We start from the raw sequence: 24,813 nt of genomic DNA, 5'->3' as shown, positions 1-24,813 counted from the left end.
AACATCGGGCAGTTCCGACTGTTGAATGATCGATCAGGACAACCAGAACCGCAAGGGAGGATGCCATGAGCAGACCTGAAGACGACGCCAAGGGCCAGTTCGCCCAATCGCAGGGGGACCGCAAGGCCAGCGGTGTTCATAGTGCCAAACCGACCGTTGTGACCGGCTCGGAGGATGCGACTGTCCACCGGGACCCGCCGGGCAAGAAGGCCGGCAAGGATTTCGACCCTAACTACAATCCCGCCGATTCCGACGAGGGCAAGTTCCGGGGGTGAGAACGTCAAGGTTGACTGCCACGCAGCCGGGCGCTGCGTGGACCTGGATTCGCTCGTAGCCCGCCCCAGTCCCGCCGGGATCCGCTTTGGCTGGCACGTCCGATGATTGCACATCATCGTCATCAACGGCGTTCAGCATACCCGCTGGTTCTGCCAGCGCGCAGTTCCAGGCAGGACAAAAGGTCTTGGGAACGATCTCGCGCTCCTCTCGTTGCGTCTACGCGCCTGTCTCCAATTGTCTGGGGAACAGGCGGGCGTGACGAACCGGAAAGATAAAAGGAGAGACATTCTATGGCGATCGAAAAGAGCGGTTCTGCCCATTGGGTCGGCGGTATCAAGGACGGCAAGGGCGAAATTTCCACGCAAAGCGGTGCGCTCAAGGCCCAGCCCTATGGTTTCAACACCCGTTTCGAGGGTATGCCGGGCAGCAATCCAGAGGAACTGATAGGTGCGGCCCATGCGGCCTGTTTCACTATGGCCCTTTCTAAGATTCTTGGCGAGGCCGGGTTGACCGCAACCGCGCTCGATACGACAGCTACCGTCACCCTCGACAAGGTCGGGGACGGCTTTGGCATTACCGCAATCCGGCTTGAGCTGAGCGGCTCTGTTCCCGGCGCTGACGAAGCACAGTTCAAGGAACTGGCCGAAGCGGCAAAAGCCGGCTGCCCGGTTTCCAAGGCGCTCGCGGCCGTGCCGATCAGCCTGACCGTCTCGTTTTCGTAACCAGAACAGGATGTCAGGCCGAGCCGCTGGCGACCCTACGTCCTTTCATAGGGGATAAGGCGGCCGAAAGCTGGCCGTCTTATCGATGCCGATGTTTGCGATTGCTTGATTGGCGGGTTGCCATGTCTGAAACGGCGTCAGTCATGGATCACAGAACTGATGGTGAAGACGTCGCGGAAGCAACCGTCGACCGGCCGCCTGCCCTCGCGGGATGTATCAAACGCTGCCTTTCCGAAATGCTCTTTGAATGTCGAGAAGGACCAAGCATTGAACGCGCCACGGTAGGCAGGCCTTCTTTACAGATCATCTGGCAAGACTGTCAGCGGAAACACGAGGGCGCGGCGGACAGGTAAAGGTGCTCGCCTGGCTATTCGTTGCCCGCAGCGAGAAATCGGAAAAACCGCTGCGTTCACCATCTCTGTCGCGTCCGATTGGCACGCCGCGACCTCGCGTTTCCATAACCTGCCGAAGCTCAAGCTGTTCCTGGCGGCATCAAAAAAAGCGGCCCGCCCGAATTATTTGGCAGGCTTCACATTCTCTGCGACCTTGCCGTCCCGGGTCATTGCAGGTGGCGTCGCCGGGGTCTCCATGGCCTGGGTCGCACCTTCCGTCTCTTCGTCCGCCGCAACGCGGGGGGCTCCGACTTCATTGGGCTGACGGCGGTCCCCGCCTTCCGGATTGTCCCGCGCTCCCGTCTTGTCGGCCGGGTGTTCAGAAACGGTCATGATCTTCTCCTTTCTGTCTTTATTTCCGCCATCGTGGAACGAGGTAGACCGGCCGACTGTTCCCTCTCCCCAAACATGCAGGAACGAGGAGTATGACGTGACGGACCTGAACTGCGATGTTGCAATCATCGGGGCCGGCACTGCCGGCCTTTCGGCAGAGCGCAGTGCCCGGCGGGCCGGCGCCCGGACGCTGCTCATCGATGACCGTTTCGCCGGCACGACATGCGCGTCCGTCGGCTGCATGCCCTCCAAGCTACTGATCGCTGCCGGCAAAGCCGCCCATCATGCAAGACAGGCTGAAACCTTCGGCATCCATGCGCAGGACGTTGCCATCGATGGACGGGCTGTGATGCGGCGCGTGCAGGATTACCGCGACAGCTTCGTTGCCTCCACCATTCAGTCCATCGAGGAACTTCCGCCGGAAAGCCGTCTGCAGGGTTTCGCGCGCTTTGTCGCTGCGGATAGGCTCCAGGTCAGCGAACGGACGATCCGTGCGAAATCCATCGTCATAGCGACGGGATCATCATCGGCGGTTCCGCCCGCCTTCCAAGGCCTGTCGAACGTCCATACCAATGCGGATATTTTCGACATGCCGGACCTTCCGGCGTCTCTGGCGGTGATCGGGGCGGGACCGCTGGGGCTGGAATTGGCTCAGGCCTTTGCCCATCTCGGCGTCGACGTGGCCGTGTTCGACGAAGGCGACAGCGTTGCAGCACTGAAGGATGCACATGTGGCGGCCGCCCTTCGAGGACGATTGGAGACGGTGTTTGCGCTTCATCTCGGCAGTAAGGTGACGGCGGACGCAGATCGGGAAGGTATCGCAATTTCATGGACGGGAAAAAGCAGCGGGCGCCGGGTCTTTAGCCGCGTCCTGATTGCCGCCGGCCGCCCCCCGAACCTCAAGGGTCTCGATCTCGACGAGGCGGGGATAGAACTGGACGATCACGGCACACCCGTGTTCGATCGCACAACGATGCAGTGCGGATCCTCCGCGATCTTCATGGCCGGGGACTGCAATGCCGACGTGCCGGTCCTCCACGAGGCTTCGGCCGAAGGCGCTATCGCGGGCAACAATGCTGCCCGTTATCCGAATGTGCGCGCATCACGACGAACGACGCCTCTTGCCATCACCTTCACCGAGCCGGCAAGCGCGTCCATCGGCGCCGAGGCGGACGCGGACAGCATCATCGGCGCGGTGTCGTTCGACGATCAGGGACGCGCCAAGGTCGAGGCCAGCAATACCGGCCTTCTGCGGATCTATGCCGACCGGGAGGGCAGGCTGACCGGCGCGGCCATGGCGGCACCTGCGGCAGAACATATGGCACATCTGCTGGCATGGGCCGTCACCCATCGACAGACGGCGATGCAATTGCTGGAACTACCAATCTACCATCCGACCTATGAGGAAGGACTGCGGAGCGCCCTTCGCGACATATGCGGTCAGATGGATATTTCGCCGCCGGACGACCGCGATCAAGGCTCTGCGCCCGGAAACTAGTGCGGATGGCCTCGCGCGCCTGTCGACCAGCGGGTTGGCGTGTACGGTGGCTGGAAAGGGCGTTGGACGCTATGACGAAAACGGCCCGGAAGAACCATCTTTCGGGCCGTTTTCTGACAAAGCGCGTTGAATCAGGAATTGATTGTTTCGAGGTGACTGACGACTTCGGCCTGCTTCCGGTCGTCGAGCACGGCAATGTTTTCCGCCCAGTAGTTTGCGGCTGCCGCGGGTTCGTCATCCCATTTGCGTGTGTCGATGATATTGTCATCCATCTTGGCAAGGCGGGTTCCACCCAGCCTGCGGTATTCTTTTGCAAGTTCCAGTGCTTCAGTTTCCATCGTTACCGGCTCCCTTCCTGAGGTTTGAAATGCGGTGATGAACGTTCCGAAAATCCCTTGCGGATAAGCAGGTTCAATGGCCGGATACGCGCAAGGCGCCTGCTTCCCCAAGGCTGCGCTGAACGGCGGCGAACTGGCTTGCAGCGATGTCGACAGAAACCTCGATCTCGCCAAGGACCGGGGCATCGTCGCGTACCTCGTCGGGCGATCCCACATCGCCGCCCGAAGGGCGGGTGCCGACCGTGTTGTCGCTGCCGGTGGCCTGGATGAAAATGTCGGGTCGCGATACATTATGCTGCTGGACGAGATGTTCGACTGCAAGATCGGCTGCGGCGCGGGTTTCGAACGTCGCGCGAATGGTCGTTGTGCTGTTGTCGGCCATTGGTGTCTCCTTCGCTTCTGTCGATCAAACGTCCGGCTGCCCCGTTGGTTTCCAAAAGGCAGGCGATCCGGGCGATATTGTATCCGCTGGCTTTGAACGCCCGTTTCGGAACCCGCCATTGTCCGGCGCGTTATCGCGCTACCCCGCTCAGTCGGGATCCGCAGTGAGATCGATCCTATGTGCAGTCCGCACTGGCCTAACATCCTCTTCCCCTCGGGCATGATCTCCAGCCGGCATTATCCTCATGAAGGCAACGGCCGCTTTCCCCTTCCCAGCCAGGTGACTTTTCGGCTGCAACGCAGCCGAATCCCGCAAGCCGACGACGGAGGATGAGCCGAGATGACATTGTCTGCGAAACGGCTTGTTGACGGGAGCACAGTTTGACATCCATGACAGATCATTCCGCCGAAGCCTTGGGCGACAAGACGACGCTCACGCCGCAGGAGGCTGAAAAGGCCCGCAAACGCTACCTGCTGAAGCGCTTCTGGATCAGCGCCCGCGGCTATTGGGGCCGAAAGGGCGACCGGCTTGCCTGGCCCTGCTGCATTGCCCTGCTTGCGCTGATCGGCATCAATGTCGGTTTCCAATACGGCATCAACGTCTGGAACCGCGAAATCTTCGACGCTATCGAACAGCGCGATGCTTCCAGCGTCTATTCGCTGGGTGGCATCTTTCCTTTTCTCGTGCTTGGCAGCGTGACCCTTGTCACCACGCAGGTATTCGGACGCATGATGGTCCAACGACGCTGGCGCTCCTGGCTGACCAAGGCGCTGATCGCCCGCTGGCTCGATCATGGGCGCTATTATCAGTTGAACCTGATCGGCGGGGATCATCAGAACCCAGAGGCGCGGATTTCCGAAGACATGCGCATCGCCACGGAATCTCCGGTCGATTTCGTGTCAGGCGTGATTGCCGCTTTCGTCTCGGCTTCCACTTTCATCGTTGTCCTGTGGACGATTGGCGGCGCTCTCACCCTGCCCATTGCGGGAGCCGATATCACCATTCCCGGATTTCTGGTGATTGCCGCCGTCATCTACGCCACCATCACGTCGGGATCGATCGCCTTCATTGCCCGGCATTTCGTGCAGGTGTCCGAGGTCAAGAACCAGGTGGAGGCCGAATTTCGCTATTCGCTGACCCGCGTGCGCGAAAACGGCGAAAGCATTGCCCTGCTTGGCGGCGAGGAGGAAGAGCGCAACGAACTCGACCGGTCGTTCAAGAATGTTCGCCGGCAATGGCGTCTTCTGGCTCACCAATATATGCGCACAACGGTGGTGTCGCACGGATCACTGCTGATCGCGCCAGTCGTGCCCGTCCTGCTCTGCGCGCCGAAATTTCTCGAGGGCAGCATGTCGCTGGGCGAGGTCATGCAGGCGGCGTCCGCCTTCACCATCGTTCAATCCGCCTTTGGCTGGCTGGTGGACAACTATCCGCGTCTGGCTGATTGGAACGCCTGCGCCCGGCGTGTCGCCTCCCTGATGATGTCGCTGGACGGATTGGAAAAGGCCGAGCAAAGCGAAACGGTCGGTCGGATCCGGCGCGGCGAAACGCGCAACGATGTCATTCTGGCGCTCAACAATCTTTCGGTTTCGCTGGGCGACGGTACGGCTGTCGTGAAGGAAACCGAGGTGGAAATCGTGCCGGGTGAACGCGTGCTCGTTGCCGGGGAATCCGGTTCGGGCAAGAGCACCTTGGTGCGGGCAATTGCCGGGCTCTGGCCATGGGGAGACGGAAGCGTCGATTTCCGCGCGGGCAGCAACCTCTTCATGCTGCCGCAAAAGCCATACATTCCCTCCGGCACGCTGCGACGCGCCGTCGCCTACCCGCATGGCGCGGACGAATGGGAAGCCGAGAAAATGACGGCTGCACTCGACAAGGTCGGCCTTGGCCATCTCAACGACAAGCTTGAAGAAGACGCCCCCTGGGATCATACCCTGTCGGGCGGCGAAAAGCAGCGGCTGGCCTTCGCAAGACTGCTTCTCCACCATCCCGAGATCGTTGTCATGGACGAGGCAACATCGGCGCTTGATGAAAAGAGCCAGGACAAGATCATGCAGATGCTGACAGAGGAACTGCCGGACGTCACCATCGTCAGCGTCGGCCATCGCGCCGAGCTGGAGGCTTTTCACAGCCGCAAGATCACGCTGGAAAAACACGAGGGCGGCGCCCGTCTTGTCAGCGACGTCGATCTCATGCGCCATGCCCGCCGGCGGAACGTCCTGTCGCGGCTGCTTCCGCAGAGCCGTTGATGGCGGCCGTGCTGTCAGCGGCGCAGATTTGCCAGCGCCAGTGCGGATTGTCACTCCGAGACCGAAGAGGGATTGGCCCGACGCAGCACAAATGAGCGCGGGCTCGCCCCTATTCTGATCGGCAGGTGGTAGGGCCGGTCCCGCCTCCCCTACCAGGCGATGAGCGGGCTCTGCCGCGACCAGACCTTTTCCTGGACCTCATCCAGTACGAATTTCGCGACATCTTCCCGCGAAACCTGGCCGCCATGGAATTGGCTGAGATCGGTCAGCGCGCGAACTGCGTTGCGGGCCGGTTTGTTGTTGAGGACGGCTGGCCGCACGATGGTCCAGTCGAGCCCGCTCTGCCGGATCACGGCTTCCTGACGGTTCTTGTCGGCATAGACATGGCGTAAAAGGAGGGGAAAGATCACTCTATCGAAGGCAAAGCCGCCATGTCCCCGGCTGTCGCCGGCACCGATCCCGGAGATGGCGACGAGGCGAGACACGTTCTCGGCTTCCATGGCTTTGACCAGTGATTTCGTCACGCTCGACAAAAGCGTCACCGCGCGAAACGGACTTGCCGGCGTGCCGAGCGCGCTGATGACGGCATCGCTTCCATGGATGGCCTGCAGCAGCGCCGTTTCATCACGCGCATCCCCGACGACAAGCCTGGCGCCTTGCATATCCGAAGCCTTGGCGAGCGAGCGGACCAGCGCGGTGACGTCGTAACCGCCGCGCAAGGCCTGGGACACGATGTGGCGGCCGGTCGGTCCCGTGGCGCCAAGGATGGTGATCTTGCGCATGGCGGAAGAATGGTTTCGCATTCCTGATACGGTCATGGTCATCTTCTCCTGATCGGGCCGGCGTCTCGTGCGGGCTGTCTGCCGGCGGCCGAGGGTTGCCGTTCTTTCTGGTTCGAGCGTGAAGATCGCCGCCTCAGGCCGAGGCGATGGTTTCCCTTGCAAAGTCGCGGTAGGTGCGCAGCGGCCGGCCGAGCAGGGTCGTCAGGCGCTCGACATCACCTTCCTCGGGCAGCATCCCGTCCGTCAGGAACCGCTCGCCCATCATGCGCATGTCATAGGCCATCCAGGACGGCATGAACTGCTTGAGGTTGTTCTCAAAGGCCTGCATATCTGTGCCGGCATAGTGAACCTGGCGGCCGAGCGTGTCGGACCAGATGGCGGCGATCTCAGAGCCGGTCAGTGTTTCGGGGCCAACCAGATTGATGCGGTCGAGCCGCAGCGGTTCTGCCGCCTGTTCGCGACGCAAGATTTCAAGCGTGGCGATTTCGGCAATGTCGCGAACATCGATCATGGCGAGGCCCTTGTCGCCGACGGGCATCGGGTAGGCACCGTAATCGCTCATGACATCCTTGATCATCAAATCATTCTGCATGAAGTAGGCCGGGCGCAGGATCGTGGCATTGATCCCCATCTTTTCGATCATGCGCTCGACAGCGAACTTGCCAGCAAAATGCGGCACGTTGACATAGACGTCCGGGTGAAGAACCGACAGATACACGATCCGCTCGATCCCGGCAGAACGCGCGAGGTTAAGTGCGATCAGCGCCTGTGTGAATTCAGCCGGCGCCACGGCATTGAGCAGGAAGAGCGTCGAGACGCCGGACATCGCGGCGCGCAGGGATTCGACGTCAAGGAAATCGCCCTTGGCGACGGACACTTCCGCCGGCAGAGTGGCCTTGGAAGGATCGCGGACGAGGGCGCGAACATCAGCCCCGCGGGCGACGAGATGCTGAATGACTTGGGCGCCGACATTGCCGGTCGCGCCGGTGACGAGAATGGTCATGGATGAACTCCGGGTTTGCGTTGTTGACGTCCCGAATATGGACGGTTCAACATTGGGCCGATAGATTGTCTTTTTGGACGCGACGTCTCACCCGTGGAACAGAAAATGGATCTTCTTGCGCTCGCCGATTTCAACCTGGTCGCCCGTCACGGTGGGTTCGGCAAGGCCGCACGCGCCTCCGGACGCCCCAAGGCCACGCTATCGAGACGTGTGACGGACCTTGAGGCCGCGCTGGACCTCCGCCTCTTCGAACGCGGTGCACGAGATCTCAAGCTGACGGAGGAAGGCCGGGCGCTCCATGAACGCACATCCGCTCTTCTGACCGAACTCGATGAGACGGCCGCGGCTATCGCCTCCGGGTCGGAAGTGCCGCGCGGCAGGTTACGGATCAGCGCCCCGCTTTTTCTGTCGCAGACCGCCATGGGCAGGATCGCCGCGAGCTTTGCGCGCCGATACCCGCAAGTGCGACTGGATATCACGACGGAGGATCGTGCGGTCGACATGATCGAGGAAGGCTACGATCTCGTGATCCGCGTCAATCCCGACCCGGACGAAAGGCTGGTAGGAAAGGCTTTTCTCCATGATCGCCTGGTAGTCGTGGCAGCGCCCGAGATTTGCCGGCCTGCCGCCGAGGCATCGGCGCCGGGCGTGGTGCGCGGACCAATGACCCGACAGGTGTGGACGGTCGCGACTTCGGAAGGGGCCACGACGATGAAGATCGACCCGGTCATGTCCCTGTCGTCACTGATCATGGTGCGCGATGCCGTTCGCGAAGGGGTCGGTGCCGCAAGGCTTCCGATCTCGCTCGTCAGCCGGGATATTGCTGCCGGGACGCTGCAGCACTGGGGCGATGTGGAAGGGTCGGATATTGCGCTGTGGGCTCTCTACCCATCGCGGCGGCTGCTCAGTGCCCGGGTTTCGGCATTTCTGGCCCACCTCAAACTGGCCTTTCCCAACGGGACACCGGAGGATCTCGCGGCTTATATCGGATGACGATCGCCCCGGGCCCGGCGATGTTCCGCTTCGAAGCCGTTGTGCCCTCTCCACATCCGCTGCGTCTCTTCGTCCGCGGTGTCGGGCTTGGCATCACCGATGAAGATGAGCACCGGACCGATATTGGCCTTGTCCGTACCATAGAAATCCAGCAGGCCCGGGCACGCTTGCTGAATGAAGACCGGCATTTGCCCATGCCGGCGCAGCAGGTGGTCGACGACGACCTGATCGCCGTGAACAGAATTGGGAACCTGGCCGCAGCTGCCGGGCCGCATCCAGTGCTCGGCCTGATCCCGGAAATCGTCGTAGAGAAACGACAGCGTATCGTCCCGCCATCGCATCAGGGCGGTCGATACGCGGCCTTTAAGGAAATAGTCCTCCATCGCTATCAGGTCCGCGCCCTGTGCAAGGGCATCGGCACGGCCGAGAAACAGCGTATCGAGATCGCAGAGAATATTGATGTCATCGCGGATGTCTGGGCGAAAGGCCTCGAATTTCGCCCACCATTTCGGCCAGGAGTGCCGCAGGGGGATGGTTTCGACACCGTCAATCGGACCGGCCTCGTCCGTCAGGCAGACGACCCGGTCTACGCCGTCGATGTGGCGACGCGCGCCTCGCGCCAGCCGCTCGACCCAGGTTCGGTCATAGCGGCCGCCCGAACGCAGAACGGTTGTCAGCGTCACCATCCTAAACGACCTTCAGAATTGGCTGTCCGCCGACACTTGCACTGCCAATCCACAGCTCGTCGCACAGTCCCTCCAGCCATCTGGCGGCAGACGCGGCAGCATCCGGCGCATGCAGCGTGGCCAGCACGTTCGGGTCCAGCGCAGCGGCGCGGGCCAGCAGCGCCCGCCAGCCCTCGTAGTCGCCCGGCCAATAGGGGGCCGATACCGCGGCACCCAGGCGAACGAGCTCCTCCGCCTTGCGGTGCTGTTCGGAAAAATAACGCCATTCCGGCATCACGACGTAGCTTTTGGCAGCGCGTGCGATTTCGTGGACGGTATTGTCGCCTGCCGATGCGACCACGGTATCTGCAGCGGCGATATAATCGGTGACATTTGCCACCCAACCCAGTTCCTTGAGGTTTGGGAAATCGGTTTCATGCCCTTCCTTGAGGACGGGGCCGGCGACCAGCCACAGTGCGTCCGGGACGGCGCGGGCCGCCATTGTCAAAGGGGCGTAGGGCGTGCCGCCGCCGCCGCCGCCTGTCAGTACCAGAACCACCTTGCCTTCCATCGGCAGGCCGAGCTTTGCCCGGGCAGCGTCTTTAGGCAGCACCGCATCGCGGGTGGTGCACAGACCACCCGTATAGAATGTCTTCCTGCGCAGCGCCTGCGGATAGTCATCCTGTTCCATCCGTTCGTCGAAAGGAGCCAGAATGCCGACCGAGGATTCGTAGGAACCGACATGGCCGATATCGGAGCGGTCGCCATGCAGGCGCATTTGCACCGTCGGTGTCGAGCAAATCCGTCCGAGAAGGCCGATTTCCGAGGAGACGTCGACTACGAACAGGCCGACATCGCGATCATCGAGATGATCGACGATCGTCCGCATGGTTTTTCGCATGGACGGCAATCCGAGCGGCACGCAATGCATGACGGACGGGGTCGGCTCATCGAACATGCGCGCGGTCGGGACTGCTTCACCGATCATGTTCGGCAAGGCAATGACATCGATCCCGGCGCTGGCAGCGCTGAAATAGTCTGGCCCGGCCGTGAGGACGGAGACCGGGCGATCCTTGCTGAAATGCTCGGCAATGGCCATGGTCCGGTTGGCGTGGCCACGACCCTGGTGATGGACAAAAAACGCGATCGGCTTTTTCATACGCGATACTTCCTATGAATAGATGACATTGCCGGGTTGCTGCGCGGCCTCGATTTCAGCCGGTTCCGGATGGCGGAGGATCTCCAGGGCATCGTTCGCCGGATCCCACCGGATCAGGCCGCTGTCGCGGAACTGACCCAGCCAGTAATCCATGCACCAGCGCCCGTGTTTGTGCCGGAATTGCTGCGCATTGCGTAGAATGGATGCGAAATGGTGGAGCGGCGGAATGGATACGGGATGATGCTGATGATACACCCTGGCCTGACCCACCCGATAGGTCCTTACACCCACGCCCGCCGCATTCGCGGCGAAATCCGTTTCTTCGCCGCCATAGCCGAAAAAGCGTTCGTCCATGCCCCCGATTCTATGCCAGGTCTCCTTGCGCAGCGCGAAGGAGAGGCCCCAGAGCTGGCCTCCGTCCGGTTCTTCCTCAATGCCATCGTCGGGAAATTTCGGTTTGGACACATGCGGCCTGCCGATCTCGTCCAGGACGGCGCAATTGCCCGTGAAGGGTGGCATGTCTGCCGGAAGATAAAAGACTTCGCTGAGGAAGATCCCGTCACGCGCCGTCGCCGCCTGAGCATAGGACGCGACCATGAGGTTCGACGCGATGCAATCGACGTCGAGAAAGACGAGGCAGTCGCCCATCGCCGCCAGGGCAGCGGCGTTTCTCGCCTTGGCAAGCGGCAATTCCTCTCCTTCGACGAACACATGGCGCACCGGGAAGGGCAAGACCGGCAGGTCCTCGAAAGCCTCAGGCTGCATCCAGGCGATCACCAGTTCGTCCGGCAGCAGCGTTTGGCGGGCCAGGCTCAGCATCAGATTGGCAAGATGCTGCTTTCGGCCACGCACAAGGGTCAGGACGCTGACGGGCATGCGACCTCCGCCTGTTTGCGGAAATGCAGGACGCCCTCGATAATGCCCGCGGCATGGGTTTCGGTGGCGATGTAGGAATGTCTGAGGGCCGGCAGGCTCGCCAGACCATCGGAGTAATTGGCAACGATGATCGACTGCGGAATAGCCTGCAACATCTCTATATCGTTGCCGGAATCACCGGCCACGAAAACCATGTTCTCGGGCAGACCGAAGCGGCGACGAACGTAATCGACGGCCGTGCCCTTGGAGGCCTGGAGAGGCAGGATGTCGAGATAGCGCCGATGGCTGTGGATCACCGAAGCCCGCAGCCCGGATTTTTCGAGCAGATCCGTCAATCTGGGAACCACACCCGGCGAGCCGTCGCTGAAATAGCTGAGCTTGAAGTCTCGCTGCTCGAGCGGCGCCTGCGGGGACAGGAAACCCACCTTCCGCAAGACTTTCTCGATAGCCGCACGGTCCCAGTTGGCGGCGATGCGTTCGGCCCATTCCCGGTCGTATTCGTAGGAAACGCCGTTGCGGCTCAAATGGTAGATTTCCGATCCAACCGAGGTGATCATCACCTCGGGGCGCGGCACGTCCTGCTGCTCGAGGATTGCCATGGCGCTGTGGAAGGAACGACCGGTGGCGACCCCGAAGGACAAGCCGCTCTGCTGGCGGCGCCAGTTGCCAAAGGCATGCAGATGCGGCACGGACCCGACGAGCGTATTATCGATATCGCTGATGAGGAGTTGCGCCGGGTCGATGGTCGCCGCCTGCGTCCGATCGACCAGTTCCCGGACCAGGCCATGGTAGCGCGTCGCATGGCGCACCCAGTCGTAACAGGTGATCGCCCGCTCGCCGGCACTGGCATAGCGTTGCCAGGTCTCGGAGCAGCCGAGGATCTTGAGTGCCGCCGCAGCCAGCGCATCCTCGTCCCGAGGACCGATCAGCACACCGTTGCCGCAGGTTTCGACGATGTCGTTCGGTCCGCCGCTATCGGTGGCGATCAGCGGCAGGCCGACGGCCGACGCCTCCAGAAGCGTCAGCCCGAATGGTTCGTTGAGTGCCGGATTGACGAAAATGCCCCCACGGTCGCGAGCGAAGGCGTAATAGGCCGGAACGTCGCAGGGATGGTGCATTTTCGGATAGGCGACCTTGCCGTACAGATCGAACGTGTCGACGAGATGGAGGATTTCGCGCAGGTTGCAGGCGAGATCCGGCTCGAGTTCATCGATCTCATTGCGGTTGCCAGCGATGATGACGAGATTGGCGGCCTCCTGCAGCGCTTTCGATTTCCCATAGGCACGCACCAGACCCACAAGGTTCTTCTTGGTAACCGGGCGGGCAATGGCGAGCAGGACCGGCTTTTGCGGGTCGGCGAGAAAGCGCCCGAGTTCGGCGTCGACCGTCTCGTTCGCGCACGCGTTCTGAAAGGCAGCCAGGTCGCTTCCCGGCGGCAGGACTCGGATTTTGCCGGCATCGTAGTTCCGGTAGCTCTTGTACTGCAGTTCGGCTTCGTCGCGCGAGGAGGCAATGACCAGCGATGCGTGTTCAAGCGCGCATTCCTCGGCAGCCAAACGATGCGTCATCGATGCGTCGCCTGCAATATCCGGCATGGCGGCGATCTTGACCCGCCCGAGCGAATGACCGGTAAACAGGAAGGGAATGCCAAGCTCCTGTTTCACACGGGCGGCAACGGTCGCGGCATCGGCGTAATGCGCATGGACGACGTCAGGCAGACCATTTTCGCGCAGATAGTCGATCAGGGCCGCGCTGAAGGTTTCAACCTGGGCATGCATGTCCTCCTTGGTCACATAATCAGCCGTGTTGGTACGGAAGCGTACAATCGAAATCTTGTCGCTCACACGCTCGAAGGGCCGTTCGTAGTCCGCGCCGTAGCCTTGGAAGGCTCGCGTTGCGATCACGATTTTGGTGGCCGTTTCTTCCGCCTCGCAGGCATTCACCAGGTCCATGAGATAGCGGATATGCCCGCCCGTGTCGGCCGTTACGCCATATTCTACATTATTTCCGCGCAGGCACCCTTGAAGTGCGACGTGAAGAACGAACATACCCAACCTCTTTCAGCGACAAGGATACAAGATGCTAAAATGCGCACCGGAACGCCCCAGACCGCTAAGAGTTGCGCATGTCGCTCCCAGTATTTTTCCGGTACCTCCGCTCGACCATGGCGGAACCGAGCGTGTCATCCACGACCTTTGCATGGCCATGCAAAGTCAGGGTTGTGATGTCACCCTGTTTGCGGCAAGTGAAAGCACCACGCCGATCAAGCGCATCGGGCGGTTGCCCAGCCTGCAGGCTCTTGAAACGGAACACGGCTGCGTGCCGCCTTCCATACCGTCCGTCCTCGAAGCCGTGCGCATGGAGGAAGTTCGCCAGCGACTGGACGATTTCGACATCCTGCATTTCCATGGCGAGTTCTTCCATGCGGCGCTCTTGGGAGAGCACCGCTCGAAATCGCTGACGACCATCCACTGGCGGGTCGACGAGCTGGATCGCCAGCTGTTCTTCGCGGCCTTTCCCGACCTGCCGGTGGCAGCCATTTCGGCATCGCAGCAGAGCGGCATTCCTCAAAGCAACCGGGCGGGCGTCGTGCTTCACGGTGTCGCGAGCGAGCGTTTCGAGCCATGCTTCGATCCCGGCCGCTATCTCGCCTTTATCGGCCGCATGACCGATCAGAAGCGGCCGGACAAGGCCATCGAGGTCGCGATCCGCTGCGGCCTGCCGATCAAGCTTGCCGGTACGGTCGATGTCGGCAATCCCCGTTATTTCGACGAGCATGTGCGCCCGAAGCTTGGCCGCAACATCGACTACGTTGGCCCGATCGGCGACGCTGCGAAAAGCGATTTCCTGCGCAACGCGACGGCGCTTCTGTTTCCCATCGACTGGCCCGAACCGTTCGGACTGGTGATGATCGAGGCCATGGCCTGCGGCACGCCGGTCATCGCCTGGAACAGGGGGTCGGTTTGCGAAGTCGTCGAGCAGGGCGTGACCGGCTTTATCGTCGAGAACGAGGAAGAGGCGGTCGAAGCCGTCAGCCGCGTTCACACGCTTGACCGCCGGCGTATCCGCGCGCGCTTCGAAGAGCGTTTCACCTCTGAGCGAATGGCCAGGGACTATATCGATATCTATGAACGGATGCTGGCGGCATGAGAACCGCACTTCTAGCTTGGGATTACCCGCCCTCACCGAGTGGTCTCTCGACGGCTGCGCGCGAAATTGCTCAGGCGCTTGCGGGTGAAGGGTGCGACGTTACCGTCTTTACGCTCGACAGGACAGGAACCAAGATGGTGGATGGCGTTCGCGTCATCGGCTGTGCCATCGATGGCAATGCCGGCCTGGCGCGCCTGCGCAAGTGGGCAGCAGTCGGGCATCTGGCAGCGCCCGTGCAGTTTCGTCGCGCAGTCCTGCGTGAGCATGCACGTCAACCCTTCGCAGTTGTCGAGGCAACCAACTGGTATGCGCCGGCGGCTCTCTTGACCGGCAGACACGGGTTTGCACTGGTCACGCGCAACTCGACGCCGGCCGCGTGGTCGAGGAGCAAGGATCTGACGCTTCGCAACCGGATCGACGCGCATGCCGCCGACTGGCTGGAGGCGAGACAGGCCGCCGGCAGTGCCGGCCTGATATCCAATACCGACGATCACGGAAGGCGGATAGTCGATCTCTATCGGATCGGCTCGCGCGTCCCGCACCGCACGGTCGGCCTGTCGCTGCCGCCGGACCTGCTCGATGTCGCATCAGCGTCCCCCTATCCTGACGAGGACGCGCCTGTGCGCATCCTGTTCATCGGGCGCGCGGAAAGCCGCAAGGGTTTTGCCGAGCTCATGGGCGCCGCCGAATTGCTGGCAAGCGAGGTAAGAACCGGTGCGGTACCGGCTTTTCATCTGGACCTGCTCGGCGTGCCCGCTGCCGATCTGCCGGAAACACTCAGCGCTGCGGCCCGCAACCACGTGACGGCATGGGGCCGGATGCCCGACGAGACCCTGCACGATCTCTACCGCCGCGCTCATGTGATCGCGGCGCCCTCGAGATATGAAAGCTTCGGCCTCGTCTATCAGGAGGCAATCGCCTTCGGCCGTCCGGTTGTCGCCTCTGCGGAAGACCCGAGCGCCCGGGAATTCATCGGATCAACGGGCGCGGGGATTCTTGCCAGACAGACGACGCCGTCCGACATCGCCGACGCGCTTCGCAACCTTATCCAGTCACGGGAGATGCGCGCTGGCGCTCGTTCCCGCGCACTGGAAGCGGCCGGACGTTTCAATCGGCCCTATCTTGCCCGCGAGACACTGGACCTCTACCGCCAGGCCTTGGCCGCCATGAGGGCGGGGAGATGACCGCAGGATGAAGACAATTGCGCCAAACGAGACCTGCGTCGTCGGCAATTGCCCGACATTCGTGGATCATGACAACGCCATCGATCAGTCCGGCTGGGTGACGCGTTTCAACAACACGGCCGGCTTCGGCACTACATCCGGCTCGCGCGTTACCGAGCTCGTCCTTGTCAGCCGCGGCGGGCAGGCGCGCGAATGGCTGAGCGATCCCGCCTTCGTCGAAAGGCCCGCAATACAGGCTGCCCACTTGGTGACACTGGTTTTTCCCCGCAGCGAGGACCCCGGCGCGGAATGCTGCTTCGATGACCTTGCCCGCCTTTTGACCGAAAGCGGCAAAGCGGTCTCCCATATCGAAGAGGAGGATCACCGATTGGCGCGCGAGGCGCTGCGCAATCTCGGGGCGGCAAGTGACGCCGCTGTGAGTTCGGGTTTCATCTATACCTACAGCAAGCTGCGTGCGCTTGCGGCAGATGCGCCCCCTTTACAGGTTTTCGCGTTTTCCTTCGAGGGCTGGAACGGCCATGCCTGGAAGGCGGAGGAGGCCTGGTTCCGACAACAGGAACGGGAGGGCAGAATTCGGATTCACCCTGCCCGGCGCGAGGGGCTGGAATGACCGCGTTTGACGCACGGTGCGGTCTTTGCCGTGCCCACGGCATTCAGGAGACCGCGCGCACCCTCGATTTCGGCGGTGTCGAAAAATGGTTTGCTCTCGAATGCTCCCACTGCGGCATGCTTTACGAGGACCTTGATGCGGTCGCCGGATCCATCGAGATGGCAAACGGTGAAGGCGTCATGGCCTGCACAAAGGAACAGGATTTCGGTTGCGACATCTATACGTTGCGGATGCTCGCGGCGCGGTTTGGCCTGGCAGCCAGGCCCCAGAGCCGTGACCAGGAAGACGCACTTGCCGATCCGCATAGCAGGCTGGCCGGCATGGCAACGACCATCCCGCTCGAGACTTTGGCGCCGATGCCGTTGACGCTCGGCATCATGTGCCGCGCGCACGAACTGGATCTTGCGCTCGAAAAGTTCAAGGCGATCAGGCAGGAACTGGCGCAATGCATCATTGTCCTCGACCGTGCCGCCGACGACTGGACGGAACCGGCTACCGGTTTTGCCGAGCTACGGGTGGTCTGCCGACCATTGAACCGGCAATTCCATGCCCAGCGGAACTTCATCCAGGATTTGAGCACCACGGATTGGGTCCTGCAGCTCGACCTAGACGAAAGCCTCGACCTCCTGCTGCTGAACAGGCTCAGAAGGCTGGCAACCCTTGCGCAGGAACAGTCTCTCCTGTCGATCGGACTGCCCCGGAGAAATTTCGTCGACGGCACGCTTTCCGACCTCTACCCCGACGTTCAATACCGCCTAAACCACAGGAGTGTCCGCTTTGAAGGCGTTGTCCATGAAAGGCCAAGCCGCCCGTGGCAAAGGAGCATGATCGCGATCGGTATCGATATCGATCACCATCTTGAAGGTACACACGTTCGCAGGCGATCGCATCGCTACGATGATATCCTGCCAGGTGGAGGCCGCAAGGAAGAGGAAAGCATTCTGACGACCCCCTTTCGGGCCTGAGAGATGCGAGCCGATGACTGCGAAGAACATCGATAAGCCTCTACACTTCGCCGTGCCGCGCTTTCGATGCGGTTCGCCACCTTGTTCGGCGATGCGCGACATCAACCTTGAGGAAAGCGGATTGATATGACGGACCTGCCGGCGGCATTGATGGTGAATGGACTGCGGACCCGCTACGGCACCAGGGACATCCTCAAAGGTCTCGATCTGACGATCGAAGCCGGCGAAATTTTCGGTCTTCTCGGTCCCAACGGGGCAGGCAAGACGACGCTGGTGCGCGCGATCTGCGGTCGCCTGCTCGCGGCCGCCGGCGTCATTACCGTTGCCGGCCAGCCCGCAAAAAGGTCGCTGCATCGCATAGGTCTGGTGCCGCAGGAGATCGCGCTTTACCCGCATTTGACCGTACTTGAAAACCTTGAGGTGTTCGGCCGGCTCTGCGGGTTGGGCCGCCGCGGCACAAAGCTTGCAGTAGATGAGATCGCAGGCGCTACCAGGCTTGAGGGACGGTTGAACGAACGGGTGGCAACCCTGTCGGGCGGCTGGAAGCGCCGGGTGAACATCGCCGCCGCCCTGTTGCAGCATCCGGCCCTGCTCGTTCTTGACGAACCGACGGTGGGCGTCGATCTCGAAGCACGTACCGGGCTTGAAGCACTCCTGTCGGAACTGGGGGCAGGCGGTATTGGAATTCTACTGATTACCCATGACCTGCAACAGGTCGAAGCAATCGCTCACAAGGTCGGGTTCCTGAACAATGGCGTGATCGACCTGCAGGGCGATCCGCGGGCACTAATCGAGACAGCGTTTCCCGGGCAGTCCGAAATCGGCCTCACCTTCGGCCGCCCGCCGTCACCCGAACAGCAGGCATCAATGCGCCAGCTCGGATTTTCCGTCTCCCATGACGGCCTGAACTGGCGCATGATCGGCCGCATTTCGCTGCCGGAACTGTCCGATAATCTTGCCCGCGCAGCATTGCAGCCGAAGGAGATGAGCGTGCGGAAACCCTCGCTCGAAACGCTGGTTGCGCGCGTTACCGATCTCGGTCAGGTGCGCTCTGGAGGTTTGATGTGATCTTTGCCGTTCTTCGCGTGATGACACTTGGTTTGCTGCGTGATCGCGGAGCGCTCGTTCTTGCCTTCGTGCTTCCGCCAGCAATCTTCGTCGTGTTTGCGTCCATCTTCGCGGCCAGCGCGTCCGACAGCATGACATTCAAGGTCGCGGTCGGGCGCATGAATGACGACCCGATGGCGTTGCGCCTGGAGCAGGCGCTGCGCGCCGATCCGTCCCTGTCCATGCTCCAGCCGGCGCCGTCGACTGAGCGCGATATCCGCGCGCTTGTCGAACAGGGAGAGGCGGATGTGGGGCTTATAATCGGCAAGGATCTGACACGTCAGAACCCGCCGCCGATCACGATACTGATCGAGCCGTCCAAGCTGATGGCGGGAGCGATCCTGTCCGCGCGGCTGCAAGAAGCCGTTGCGCGCCAGATGCCGGACCTGGCAATGCTCCGAACCGTGGCGGCGCTCGAAACCGCTGTCGGCCCCTTGACGCCTGCGCAGAACGGGCGCTTGATGGCCATGATCGAGACCTTGAAAAAGGCGCAGGGCGGCGCTGTTGAAGCGGGTCCGGGCGGGTTCGTCCATACAGAAATCCTGGGACGAAGCCGGGGCGCCGATGCGACGATTACCTATTATGCGGGCGCCGTCTCCATCCTCTTCCTGCTATTTGCAGCATTGCAGAACGCCGCATCCCTGATCGATGAAAGGAACTCCGGTATCCTGGACCGGATCGCGGTCGGAAGGGCGGGAACCGAAATCGTGGTTCTGGGAAAGCTGGTCTATCTTACACTTCAGGGCTTCGTTCAGGTCTCGCTGATCTTTGCCGTCGCGGCGTTCGTCTACGATGTAGAGGTAGCCCATGCCCGGGGCGCGTGGCTCGTCATCACGCTCGCAGCCGCCTGCGGCGCATCCGGTCTGGCGCTCGCAATCGTCTCGCTTTGCGCGACGAGGCAACAGGCGCATACGCTATCGACCTTCGTGGTCCTGATCTTTTCCGCGGTTGGCGGATCGATGGTTCCCCGGTTCATGATGCCGGGATGGTTGCAGCATTTTGGCCTTTTCACGCCCAACGCCTGGGTGATCGAGGCCTATTACGGGGCCCTGTGGCGACACCAACCCTTGCCGGACCTCATTCCCGAATTATCTTGCATCCTTGCGCTTGCCGTGACGGGAACGCTGGTCGCTCTATTCGTTTCCCGACGGCGCCTGAGGTATTGAGGATACCGCTCCCATGGCCACGTCGATCCGTGCTGCCCTGTTCGCCTACAAGGATGTGATGATCGGGATGGGCCTGGCTCTGGTCATCGCCGCGTCCTGGCTATGCGTTCACGTGACGGCCATCTTCCTTGTCGACTGGAGCCTTCCCGGACGGATGGTCGTGGCACCTCTTGTCATCGCTTTGCAATGCTGGCTGAGTGTCGGCCTGTTCATCGTTGCCCATGACGCGATGCACGGGTCGCTCGCCCCCGGCATGAGGAAACTCAACACCGCGATCGGCCGTATCTGCGTATTCATCTATGCCGGCTTTTCCTACGACAAGCTCTATCGCAGCCATCACGACCACCATCGTCATTCGGGTACGGCGGACGATCCGGATTTCGATGCACATCATTCATCGCGCTTCTGGCCCTGGTATCTGAAATTCTTCCGCACCTATTTCGGCTGGCGGGAATTCGGCATACTGACCGTGGCCGTCTCCATCTATGTCCTCATCCTTCGCGAGCGCTTTCCCGCCATCCTGGCCTTCTGGGCGCTGCCGGCACTTCTCTCTTCCATCCAGCTGTTCTACTTCGGCACCTATCGCCCCCATAAAGTCGAGGATGTCGCCTTCACCGATCGGCACAGGGCACGCAGCAACGATTTCCCGGCGCTGATATCCTTGCTGACGTGTTTTCATTTCGGCTATCATCATGAACATCACGATGCGCCGCGCGTGCCATGGTGGAGGCTGCCGGCACAGCGACGGTCGCAACGAGACGCACAAAAAGACAGAGGTCGCGCATGGAAAACCTTATGAGCTACGCCGTTCCGGTTCTGCTGGTCGTCGGAACCGTGGTATTCATGGAATGGTTTGCCGCATGGTCACATGAACACATTATGCATGGCTGGGGCTGGAAATGGCACAAGTCCCACCACGAACCGCATGACGAGACCCTGGAGAAGAACGACCTCTACGCCGTCATCTTTGCCCTGTTCGCCATCGGCCTGTTCTGGGTCGGCTCGTTCTGGCTATGGCCGCTCTGGTGGATCGCGGTGGGCATTTCCATTTATGGGCTGCTCTATTTCGTCATGCATGACGGGCTCGTCCATCAGCGCTGGCCGTTCAAATACATTCCCCGCAAGGGTTATCTGAAGCGTGTCTATCAGGCGCACCGCCTTCATCACGCTGTCGAAGGTCGCGATGGATGCGTGTCGTTCGGGTTCATCTATGCCGAACCGGTCGACCGGCTTGTCGGCAAGCTGCACGCCAACAAGCGTAAGTTCGATTCCGACGCCCTGCCGGAGGGACCGGCGACCCGCGACTGATCAAGGCCGCTGCCACAGACCGTGACGGGGAAGATCGGCTTTTGCCACGCGGCTGCGTGCCACGTCGCCCAGTGCCAGAGACAGGAGCCCGGCTTTTTCCGCCCTCGTCGTCGAGATTCGTCTATCCCAGCCTGCAGGTCCGGCCGCGCGCAATTTGGAGCCGATGGCCCGGTAGACGCGGCTGGCGGTCGCGATCGCCCAGGCCGACCGCAGCGGCAATGCCGGAAGTCCACACTGCGCGGACTGGTAATAGCGCTCGGCGATATCAAGCAGCTCCACGGCAGCCGCATGAAGGGCCGGCCGTTGCGACCGGCTTTCGGGATCGATCGCGCCGATGCCGTATTTTGCCAGAATTTCGCGGGGGACATAAACGCGCCCGGCCCTTGCATCCTCTACCACATCGCGCGCGATATTCGTCAGCTGGAAGGCCAGACCGAGATCGCAGGCACGATCCAGTGTGGCAGCATCGCGCACGCCCATGATCCTCGCCATCATGACGCCGACCACGCCGGCGACGTGGTAGCAATAGTCCAGCGTCTCGGAGAGGGTCACGTAATCCCGCTGGCAGACGTCCATCTCGAAGCCGTTCAGCAACTCTGCCGGATGACGCTGCGGGATTTGGTGGCGCTCGACGACGCGGCGCAACGCTTCGAATACCGGATCACCGCGCTCCCCCTCCCCCGCCAGCGCTTCGGATGTTTTCTGCCGCAAAATGTCCAGCCGCGCCTGCTGCCCGCGGCGAAAATCGATCTGCTGGTCGTGACCCAATGTCTGGCCATCGATGACGTCGTCGCAATGCCGGCACCATGCATAGAGCATGACCGCGTCGTCCCGCGTTGCCCGGTCGAAAAGACGGGCGGCGGCTGCGAAGCTCTGCGAGCCCTGCGCGATCGCCGCCTCGCTGCGGGTAATGACCTCATCGCTCATGGCCGGCATCCTCGATCATCAGGCCCGCAGTGGCTTTCGCCGAGCCGACAACACCCGGAACGCCTGCGCCCGGGTGCGTGCCGGCTCCGACGATATAGAGATTGGAAATCTGATCGTCGCGATTATGCGGCCTAAACCAGGCGCTTTGCGTCAGGATGGGTTCGACCGAGAAAGCCGAACCGAGATGGGCGTTCAGTTCCTCGCGGAAATCGAGCGGCGTGAAATGCCGCGTCGTCACCAGATCGTCTAGCAGGTTGGGAATGTAGCGATCGTTCAGGTATTTCAGGATCCGGTCGCGATATTTCGGACCCTCGACCGTCCAGTCGATATCCGCAGTGCCGAGATGCGGAACAGGGGAAAGCACGTAATAGGCACTCGATCCCGCTGGCGCGAGACTGTCATCCGTGACCGAGGGCGCATGCAGGTAGAGCGAGAAATCGTCCGCAAGGCTATCCGCGTCGAATATGTCGGCAATCAGCTCGCGGTAGCGGGGCCCGAACAGGACCATGTGATGCTTGAGTTCGGGATGGGTGGTCTTGAGGCCAAAATAGACGACGAACAACGACATCGAAAAACTCTTCTTTTCGAGCGCCCTGCCGTTCTTTTCCCCGCGCGGCGTGCCGCGCATCATATGCTTGTAGGTATTGACCACATCGGCATTGGAGGCGATCTGGTCGAACTCGAAAGAGCTGCCGTCCCGAAGCGCCACGCCCTTGGCCCGGTCGTCCCTCACATCAATCCTGTCGATCTCGGCATTAACGCGCAGGGTGCCGCCAAGATCACTGAAAAGACGGGCCATCGCGGCCACGAGCGCTCCGGTTCCGCCCTTGGCAAACCACACGCCGCCATTGCGTTCCAGCGCGTGTATCAATCCGTAAATGGATGACGTGCGAAACGGATTGCCTCCGACCAGCAGGCTGTGAAAGCTGAAAGCCTGCCGAAGCTGCTCGTCCTTGATGAACTGGCTTACCTTGGAATACACGCTGCGATGGCTCTCCAGCCTGACCAGTTGCGGCGCGACCTTGATCATCGACCAGAAGTTCAGAAAGGGCACCGTGCCGAGTTTTTCGTAACCCTCGCGGTAGAGGTCCTGCGAATAGGCCAGGAAGCGGCGGTAGCCTTCGACATCCTGCGGCGATTTTTCGGCGATCTGACGGTCGATGGCGTCCTGGTCGTCGGCATAGTCGAAGCGGTAACCGTCTTCCCAGCACAGCTGGTAGAATGGCGTGATCGGCAGCAGCGTCACATAATCCGACATCCGCCGGCCGGAGAGTGTCCAGAGCTGTTCGAGACAATCGGGATCGGTAATGACCGTCGGCCCGGCATCGAAGGTGAAGCCATCATCGGTATAAACATAGGCGCGACCGCCCGGCTTGTCGCGCTTTTCGAAGATCGTCGTTTGAATGCCGGCGCTTTGGAGACGGATTGCAAGCGCGAGCCCGCCAAAACCGGCACCGATGACCGCGGCCGTCCTTCCTGAATTATGCATGGGGTCTCCGTTTTATGAGCGAGGCCTCGCGCAGGCACATGAGCGCGCGGTGAAGAGGTACGGGCGGTTTGCCGATGAGAATACGGGCGATATCGCGCGCATGCGTTCGGCCGGCATAGAAACGCTCGATCAGCGGCGTCGGCAGTTTGTAGAAGCGCTCCAGCACGAGATGGCGGCGATCCGGGCGGGCGGCACGAAACAGCATCCGGTTGAGCAGCCGATAGAAAATATGTTTCCGGTGCTGGTCGGCTGCATGTATCCGGATTTTTTCGGCAAGGGCGACACTTCCGATCGGCCAGCTTTCCGCCACCAGATTTGCAACCTTCACTGCGTCGGGAAGGCTGTAGCCGGTGGTAGGATGGAACAAGGCCGCGCGCATGCCCGCCTGGGGAATGTCCGTCGGCAGTTCCGACCAGAATTTCTCAAGGTCGTGCGCAAGCGCGATGGGAAGGACACCGCGTTCCCGCCGCAGCTCTTCCACGATGTGCCAGCCCTTGTCGCTGGCATAGGCGGCAATATCTGCCGTCAGCGCCTCGTCGTCCAGTTCGCCACCGTCCGAGTAACGGGTATCTTCGATCAGCAGACGGGTTGGCGACAACGGAAGCAGATAGACGAAACGGTACCCGTCCAACTGGTCGACCGTTGCATCCATGATCACCGGGTCGATCAGGCCATGGGGTTCGGACAGTTCGACTTCGAGGCCCAGGAATTTCTGGAAGCCCAGAACGAGGGCGGCGCTTGGTCGATAGCCTCGGCAGTCGATGACGCAGGAACAGGCCTGCACCCTGCCGTCCGAGAGGATGACCCCATCCGGTTGCACGGAGGAGGCAGTCATGCCGCCGCGGATCGTCACATTCGCCAGCCCCTTCATCGCACCAAGGACCGAGCCCGACGTCAGGGACGCATATCCGGAAGGCAAGTGGCGTTCATGCCCGCGAAACCGCACTGACTGTCCGTCCCAGTGATGCGCGATCATCGGTCGCAGCCATTGCATGTCGGCGCGGTCGACATCGGCATCATGAAACGACCAGGTGTGGTTGCCGAACGGCGTGTCGTGCTGTTCCAGGATGAGGATGGGCAGCTCCGCATCCTGATGCGACATCCGTTTTGCGATCAGCGCGCTGGCAAGGCCCGCGCCAATCAGGACGAGAGGAAGGGCGGTTTCAGCCAAGGCATGCGCTCCGGCCCCGGCCGCACCAGCCGCAGAGCGAGCGGAGCATGCCGGCGCGAACCGGGCGA

Annotated in this window: 25 protein-coding genes; 13 read left to right on the top strand and 12 right to left on the bottom strand. The window is 61.6% G+C overall.

The annotated features are described in order from the left end of the window. Positions 1–65 precede the first annotated feature (65 nt). The gene (locus ACQKKX_RS06850; RefSeq protein WP_427569751.1) at positions 66–275 is read left to right on the top strand and encodes a hypothetical protein; all 210 of its coding nucleotides are present in this window, start codon (positions 66–68) and stop codon (positions 273–275) included. Positions 276–566: 291 nt separating this feature from the next. Further along, positions 567–998 carry an OsmC family protein gene (locus ACQKKX_RS06845; RefSeq protein WP_427569750.1) on the top strand — a complete coding sequence of 144 codons (432 nt, stop codon included), beginning with the start codon at positions 567–569 and terminating at the stop codon, positions 996–998. A 515-nt stretch (positions 999–1,513) separates the two neighbouring features. On the opposite strand, the gene ACQKKX_RS06840 is transcribed toward ACQKKX_RS06845, so the two are convergent. Then, positions 1,514–1,723, bottom strand: a complete 210-nt coding sequence (locus ACQKKX_RS06840) for a hypothetical protein (protein WP_427569748.1) — start codon at positions 1,721–1,723, stop codon at positions 1,514–1,516. A 97-nt stretch (positions 1,724–1,820) separates the two neighbouring features. On the opposite strand from ACQKKX_RS06840, the gene ACQKKX_RS06835 reads away from it, so the two are divergent. Beyond that, positions 1,821–3,221, top strand: coding sequence for a dihydrolipoyl dehydrogenase (locus tag ACQKKX_RS06835; protein WP_427569747.1), 1,401 nt, complete (start codon positions 1,821–1,823; stop codon positions 3,219–3,221). Between the two features lie 131 nt (positions 3,222–3,352). Here the strand turns inward: ACQKKX_RS06835 and ACQKKX_RS06830 are convergent, their stop codons facing one another. Continuing rightward, a complete protein-coding gene (locus ACQKKX_RS06830; protein WP_427569745.1) occupies positions 3,353–3,559 on the bottom strand; it encodes a hypothetical protein in 207 nt (68 codons plus the stop codon). A gap of 73 nt (positions 3,560–3,632) precedes the next feature. After that, complete coding sequence (locus ACQKKX_RS06825) at positions 3,633–3,941, bottom strand: hypothetical protein (protein WP_427569743.1); 309 nt, start codon at positions 3,939–3,941, stop codon at positions 3,633–3,635. 389 nt (positions 3,942–4,330) lie between these two features. Here ACQKKX_RS06825 and ACQKKX_RS06820 point away from each other — a divergent pair, with 389 nt between their 5' ends. Beyond that, the gene (locus ACQKKX_RS06820; protein WP_427570112.1) at positions 4,331–6,190 is read left to right on the top strand and encodes an ABC transporter ATP-binding protein/permease; all 1,860 of its coding nucleotides are present in this window, start codon (positions 4,331–4,333) and stop codon (positions 6,188–6,190) included. Between the two features lie 149 nt (positions 6,191–6,339). On the opposite strand, the gene ACQKKX_RS06815 is transcribed toward ACQKKX_RS06820, so the two are convergent. Next, positions 6,340–7,008, bottom strand: coding sequence for an NAD(P)-dependent oxidoreductase (locus tag ACQKKX_RS06815; protein WP_427569741.1), 669 nt, complete (start codon positions 7,006–7,008; stop codon positions 6,340–6,342). Between the two features lie 97 nt (positions 7,009–7,105). Then, a complete protein-coding gene (locus ACQKKX_RS06810; protein WP_427569739.1) occupies positions 7,106–7,975 on the bottom strand; it encodes an SDR family oxidoreductase in 870 nt (289 codons plus the stop codon). 105 nt (positions 7,976–8,080) lie between these two features. Here ACQKKX_RS06810 and ACQKKX_RS06805 point away from each other — a divergent pair, with 105 nt between their 5' ends. Further along, entirely contained in the window at positions 8,081–8,968 is an 888-nt protein-coding gene (locus tag ACQKKX_RS06805) for a LysR family transcriptional regulator (RefSeq protein WP_427569737.1), read from the top strand. On the opposite strand, the gene ACQKKX_RS06800 is transcribed toward ACQKKX_RS06805, so the two are convergent. Genes ACQKKX_RS06800 through ACQKKX_RS06785 form a run of 4 tightly spaced genes read right to left on the bottom strand, consistent with a single transcriptional unit; the run spans position 8,956 to position 13,716 of the window. Beyond that, positions 8,956–9,654, bottom strand: a complete 699-nt coding sequence (locus ACQKKX_RS06800) for a hypothetical protein (RefSeq protein ID WP_427569736.1) — start codon at positions 9,652–9,654, stop codon at positions 8,956–8,958. The genes ACQKKX_RS06805 and ACQKKX_RS06800 overlap by 13 nt on opposite strands. Position 9,655: 1 nt before the next feature. Beyond that, positions 9,656–10,792 (bottom strand): glycosyltransferase, encoded by a 1,137-nt coding sequence (locus ACQKKX_RS06795; RefSeq protein WP_427569735.1) that lies wholly within the window; start codon positions 10,790–10,792, stop codon positions 9,656–9,658. A 12-nt stretch (positions 10,793–10,804) separates the two neighbouring features. Further along, positions 10,805–11,668: a glycosyltransferase family 2 protein gene (locus ACQKKX_RS06790; protein ID WP_427569734.1), complete on the bottom strand. Its 864-nt coding sequence runs from the start codon at positions 11,666–11,668 to the stop codon at positions 10,805–10,807. Beyond that, positions 11,650–13,716, bottom strand: coding sequence for an HAD-IIB family hydrolase (locus ACQKKX_RS06785; RefSeq protein ID WP_427569733.1), 2,067 nt, complete (start codon positions 13,714–13,716; stop codon positions 11,650–11,652). The genes ACQKKX_RS06790 and ACQKKX_RS06785 overlap by 19 nt, the downstream gene beginning before the upstream one ends. A 31-nt stretch (positions 13,717–13,747) precedes the next feature. Between ACQKKX_RS06785 and ACQKKX_RS06780 the strand changes: the two genes are divergently transcribed. From ACQKKX_RS06780 to ACQKKX_RS06745, 8 genes are all read left to right on the top strand, one after another. Continuing rightward, positions 13,748–14,818: a glycosyltransferase family 4 protein gene (locus ACQKKX_RS06780; protein ID WP_427569732.1), complete on the top strand. Its 1,071-nt coding sequence runs from the start codon at positions 13,748–13,750 to the stop codon at positions 14,816–14,818. Beyond that, positions 14,815–16,002: a glycosyltransferase family 4 protein gene (locus ACQKKX_RS06775; RefSeq protein ID WP_427569730.1), complete on the top strand. Its 1,188-nt coding sequence runs from the start codon at positions 14,815–14,817 to the stop codon at positions 16,000–16,002. The genes ACQKKX_RS06780 and ACQKKX_RS06775 overlap by 4 nt, the downstream gene beginning before the upstream one ends. A 7-nt stretch (positions 16,003–16,009) precedes the next feature. Continuing rightward, positions 16,010–16,612 (top strand): hypothetical protein, encoded by a 603-nt coding sequence (locus ACQKKX_RS06770; RefSeq protein WP_427569729.1) that lies wholly within the window; start codon positions 16,010–16,012, stop codon positions 16,610–16,612. Beyond that, a complete protein-coding gene (locus tag ACQKKX_RS06765; RefSeq protein WP_427569728.1) occupies positions 16,609–17,577 on the top strand; it encodes a hypothetical protein in 969 nt (322 codons plus the stop codon). The genes ACQKKX_RS06770 and ACQKKX_RS06765 overlap by 4 nt, the downstream gene beginning before the upstream one ends. Positions 17,578–17,703: 126 nt before the next feature. After that, on the top strand, positions 17,704–18,645 hold the full coding sequence (locus ACQKKX_RS06760; RefSeq protein WP_427569727.1) for an ABC transporter ATP-binding protein: 942 nt from the start codon (positions 17,704–17,706) through the stop codon (positions 18,643–18,645). Further along, positions 18,642–19,850 carry an ABC transporter permease gene (locus tag ACQKKX_RS06755; protein ID WP_427569726.1) on the top strand — a complete coding sequence of 403 codons (1,209 nt, stop codon included), beginning with the start codon at positions 18,642–18,644 and terminating at the stop codon, positions 19,848–19,850. Before ACQKKX_RS06760 ends, ACQKKX_RS06755 begins: the two co-directional genes overlap by 4 nt. Before the next feature lie 13 nt (positions 19,851–19,863). Beyond that, complete coding sequence (locus tag ACQKKX_RS06750) at positions 19,864–20,649, top strand: fatty acid desaturase (protein WP_427569725.1); 786 nt, start codon at positions 19,864–19,866, stop codon at positions 20,647–20,649. Next, a complete protein-coding gene (locus ACQKKX_RS06745; protein WP_427569724.1) occupies positions 20,646–21,158 on the top strand; it encodes a sterol desaturase family protein in 513 nt (170 codons plus the stop codon). Before ACQKKX_RS06750 ends, ACQKKX_RS06745 begins: the two co-directional genes overlap by 4 nt. On the opposite strand, the gene ACQKKX_RS06740 is transcribed toward ACQKKX_RS06745, so the two are convergent. From ACQKKX_RS06740 to crtY, 3 genes are read right to left on the bottom strand one after another with little or no spacing between them, the layout of a single operon-like run. After that, complete coding sequence (locus tag ACQKKX_RS06740) at positions 21,159–22,085, bottom strand: phytoene/squalene synthase family protein (protein WP_427569723.1); 927 nt, start codon at positions 22,083–22,085, stop codon at positions 21,159–21,161. It lies immediately after the preceding gene. After that, entirely contained in the window at positions 22,075–23,574 is a 1,500-nt protein-coding gene (locus ACQKKX_RS06735) for a phytoene desaturase (RefSeq protein WP_427569722.1), read from the bottom strand. The genes ACQKKX_RS06740 and ACQKKX_RS06735 overlap by 11 nt, the downstream gene beginning before the upstream one ends. Further along, the gene (gene crtY / locus ACQKKX_RS06730; protein WP_427569721.1) at positions 23,567–24,745 is read right to left on the bottom strand and encodes a lycopene beta-cyclase CrtY; all 1,179 of its coding nucleotides are present in this window, start codon (positions 24,743–24,745) and stop codon (positions 23,567–23,569) included. The genes ACQKKX_RS06735 and crtY overlap by 8 nt, the downstream gene beginning before the upstream one ends. Between the last annotated feature and the right edge of the window lie 68 nt (positions 24,746–24,813).

It is taken from the genome of Neorhizobium sp. NPDC001467 (assembly GCF_050275975.1).
Lineage (GTDB): Bacteria > Pseudomonadota > Alphaproteobacteria > Rhizobiales > Rhizobiaceae > Neorhizobium.
This window is presented reverse-complemented; position numbering and strand designations above follow the sequence as displayed.

Bases quoted from the DNA above. Each gene is read 5' to 3' on its own strand.
- ACQKKX_RS06850 (WP_427569751.1), top strand. From the start codon at position 66: ATGAGCAGACCTGAAGACGACGCCAAGGGCCAGTTCGCCCAATCGCAG.
- ACQKKX_RS06845 (WP_427569750.1), top strand. From the start codon at position 567: ATGGCGATCGAAAAGAGCGGTTCTGCCCATTGGGTCGGCGGTATCAAG.
- ACQKKX_RS06840 (WP_427569748.1), bottom strand. From the start codon at position 1,723: ATGACCGTTTCTGAACACCCGGCCGACAAGACGGGAGCGCGGGACAAT.
- ACQKKX_RS06830 (WP_427569745.1), bottom strand. From the start codon at position 3,559: ATGGAAACTGAAGCACTGGAACTTGCAAAAGAATACCGCAGGCTGGGT.
- ACQKKX_RS06825 (WP_427569743.1), bottom strand. From the start codon at position 3,941: ATGGCCGACAACAGCACAACGACCATTCGCGCGACGTTCGAAACCCGC.
- ACQKKX_RS06820 (WP_427570112.1), top strand. From the start codon at position 4,331: ATGACAGATCATTCCGCCGAAGCCTTGGGCGACAAGACGACGCTCACG.
- ACQKKX_RS06815 (WP_427569741.1), bottom strand. From the start codon at position 7,008: ATGACCGTATCAGGAATGCGAAACCATTCTTCCGCCATGCGCAAGATC.
- ACQKKX_RS06810 (WP_427569739.1), bottom strand. From the start codon at position 7,975: ATGACCATTCTCGTCACCGGCGCGACCGGCAATGTCGGCGCCCAAGTC.
- ACQKKX_RS06805 (WP_427569737.1), top strand. From the start codon at position 8,081: ATGGATCTTCTTGCGCTCGCCGATTTCAACCTGGTCGCCCGTCACGGT.
- ACQKKX_RS06800 (WP_427569736.1), bottom strand. From the start codon at position 9,654: ATGGTGACGCTGACAACCGTTCTGCGTTCGGGCGGCCGCTATGACCGA.
- ACQKKX_RS06795 (WP_427569735.1), bottom strand. From the start codon at position 10,792: ATGAAAAAGCCGATCGCGTTTTTTGTCCATCACCAGGGTCGTGGCCAC.
- ACQKKX_RS06790 (WP_427569734.1), bottom strand. From the start codon at position 11,668: ATGCCCGTCAGCGTCCTGACCCTTGTGCGTGGCCGAAAGCAGCATCTT.
- ACQKKX_RS06785 (WP_427569733.1), bottom strand. From the start codon at position 13,716: ATGTTCGTTCTTCACGTCGCACTTCAAGGGTGCCTGCGCGGAAATAAT.
- ACQKKX_RS06780 (WP_427569732.1), top strand. From the start codon at position 13,748: ATGCTAAAATGCGCACCGGAACGCCCCAGACCGCTAAGAGTTGCGCAT.
- ACQKKX_RS06775 (WP_427569730.1), top strand. From the start codon at position 14,815: ATGAGAACCGCACTTCTAGCTTGGGATTACCCGCCCTCACCGAGTGGT.
- ACQKKX_RS06770 (WP_427569729.1), top strand. From the start codon at position 16,010: ATGAAGACAATTGCGCCAAACGAGACCTGCGTCGTCGGCAATTGCCCG.
- ACQKKX_RS06765 (WP_427569728.1), top strand. From the start codon at position 16,609: ATGACCGCGTTTGACGCACGGTGCGGTCTTTGCCGTGCCCACGGCATT.
- ACQKKX_RS06760 (WP_427569727.1), top strand. From the start codon at position 17,704: ATGACGGACCTGCCGGCGGCATTGATGGTGAATGGACTGCGGACCCGC.
- ACQKKX_RS06750 (WP_427569725.1), top strand. From the start codon at position 19,864: ATGGCCACGTCGATCCGTGCTGCCCTGTTCGCCTACAAGGATGTGATG.
- ACQKKX_RS06745 (WP_427569724.1), top strand. From the start codon at position 20,646: ATGAGCTACGCCGTTCCGGTTCTGCTGGTCGTCGGAACCGTGGTATTC.
- ACQKKX_RS06740 (WP_427569723.1), bottom strand. From the start codon at position 22,085: ATGAGCGATGAGGTCATTACCCGCAGCGAGGCGGCGATCGCGCAGGGC.
- ACQKKX_RS06735 (WP_427569722.1), bottom strand. From the start codon at position 23,574: ATGCATAATTCAGGAAGGACGGCCGCGGTCATCGGTGCCGGTTTTGGC.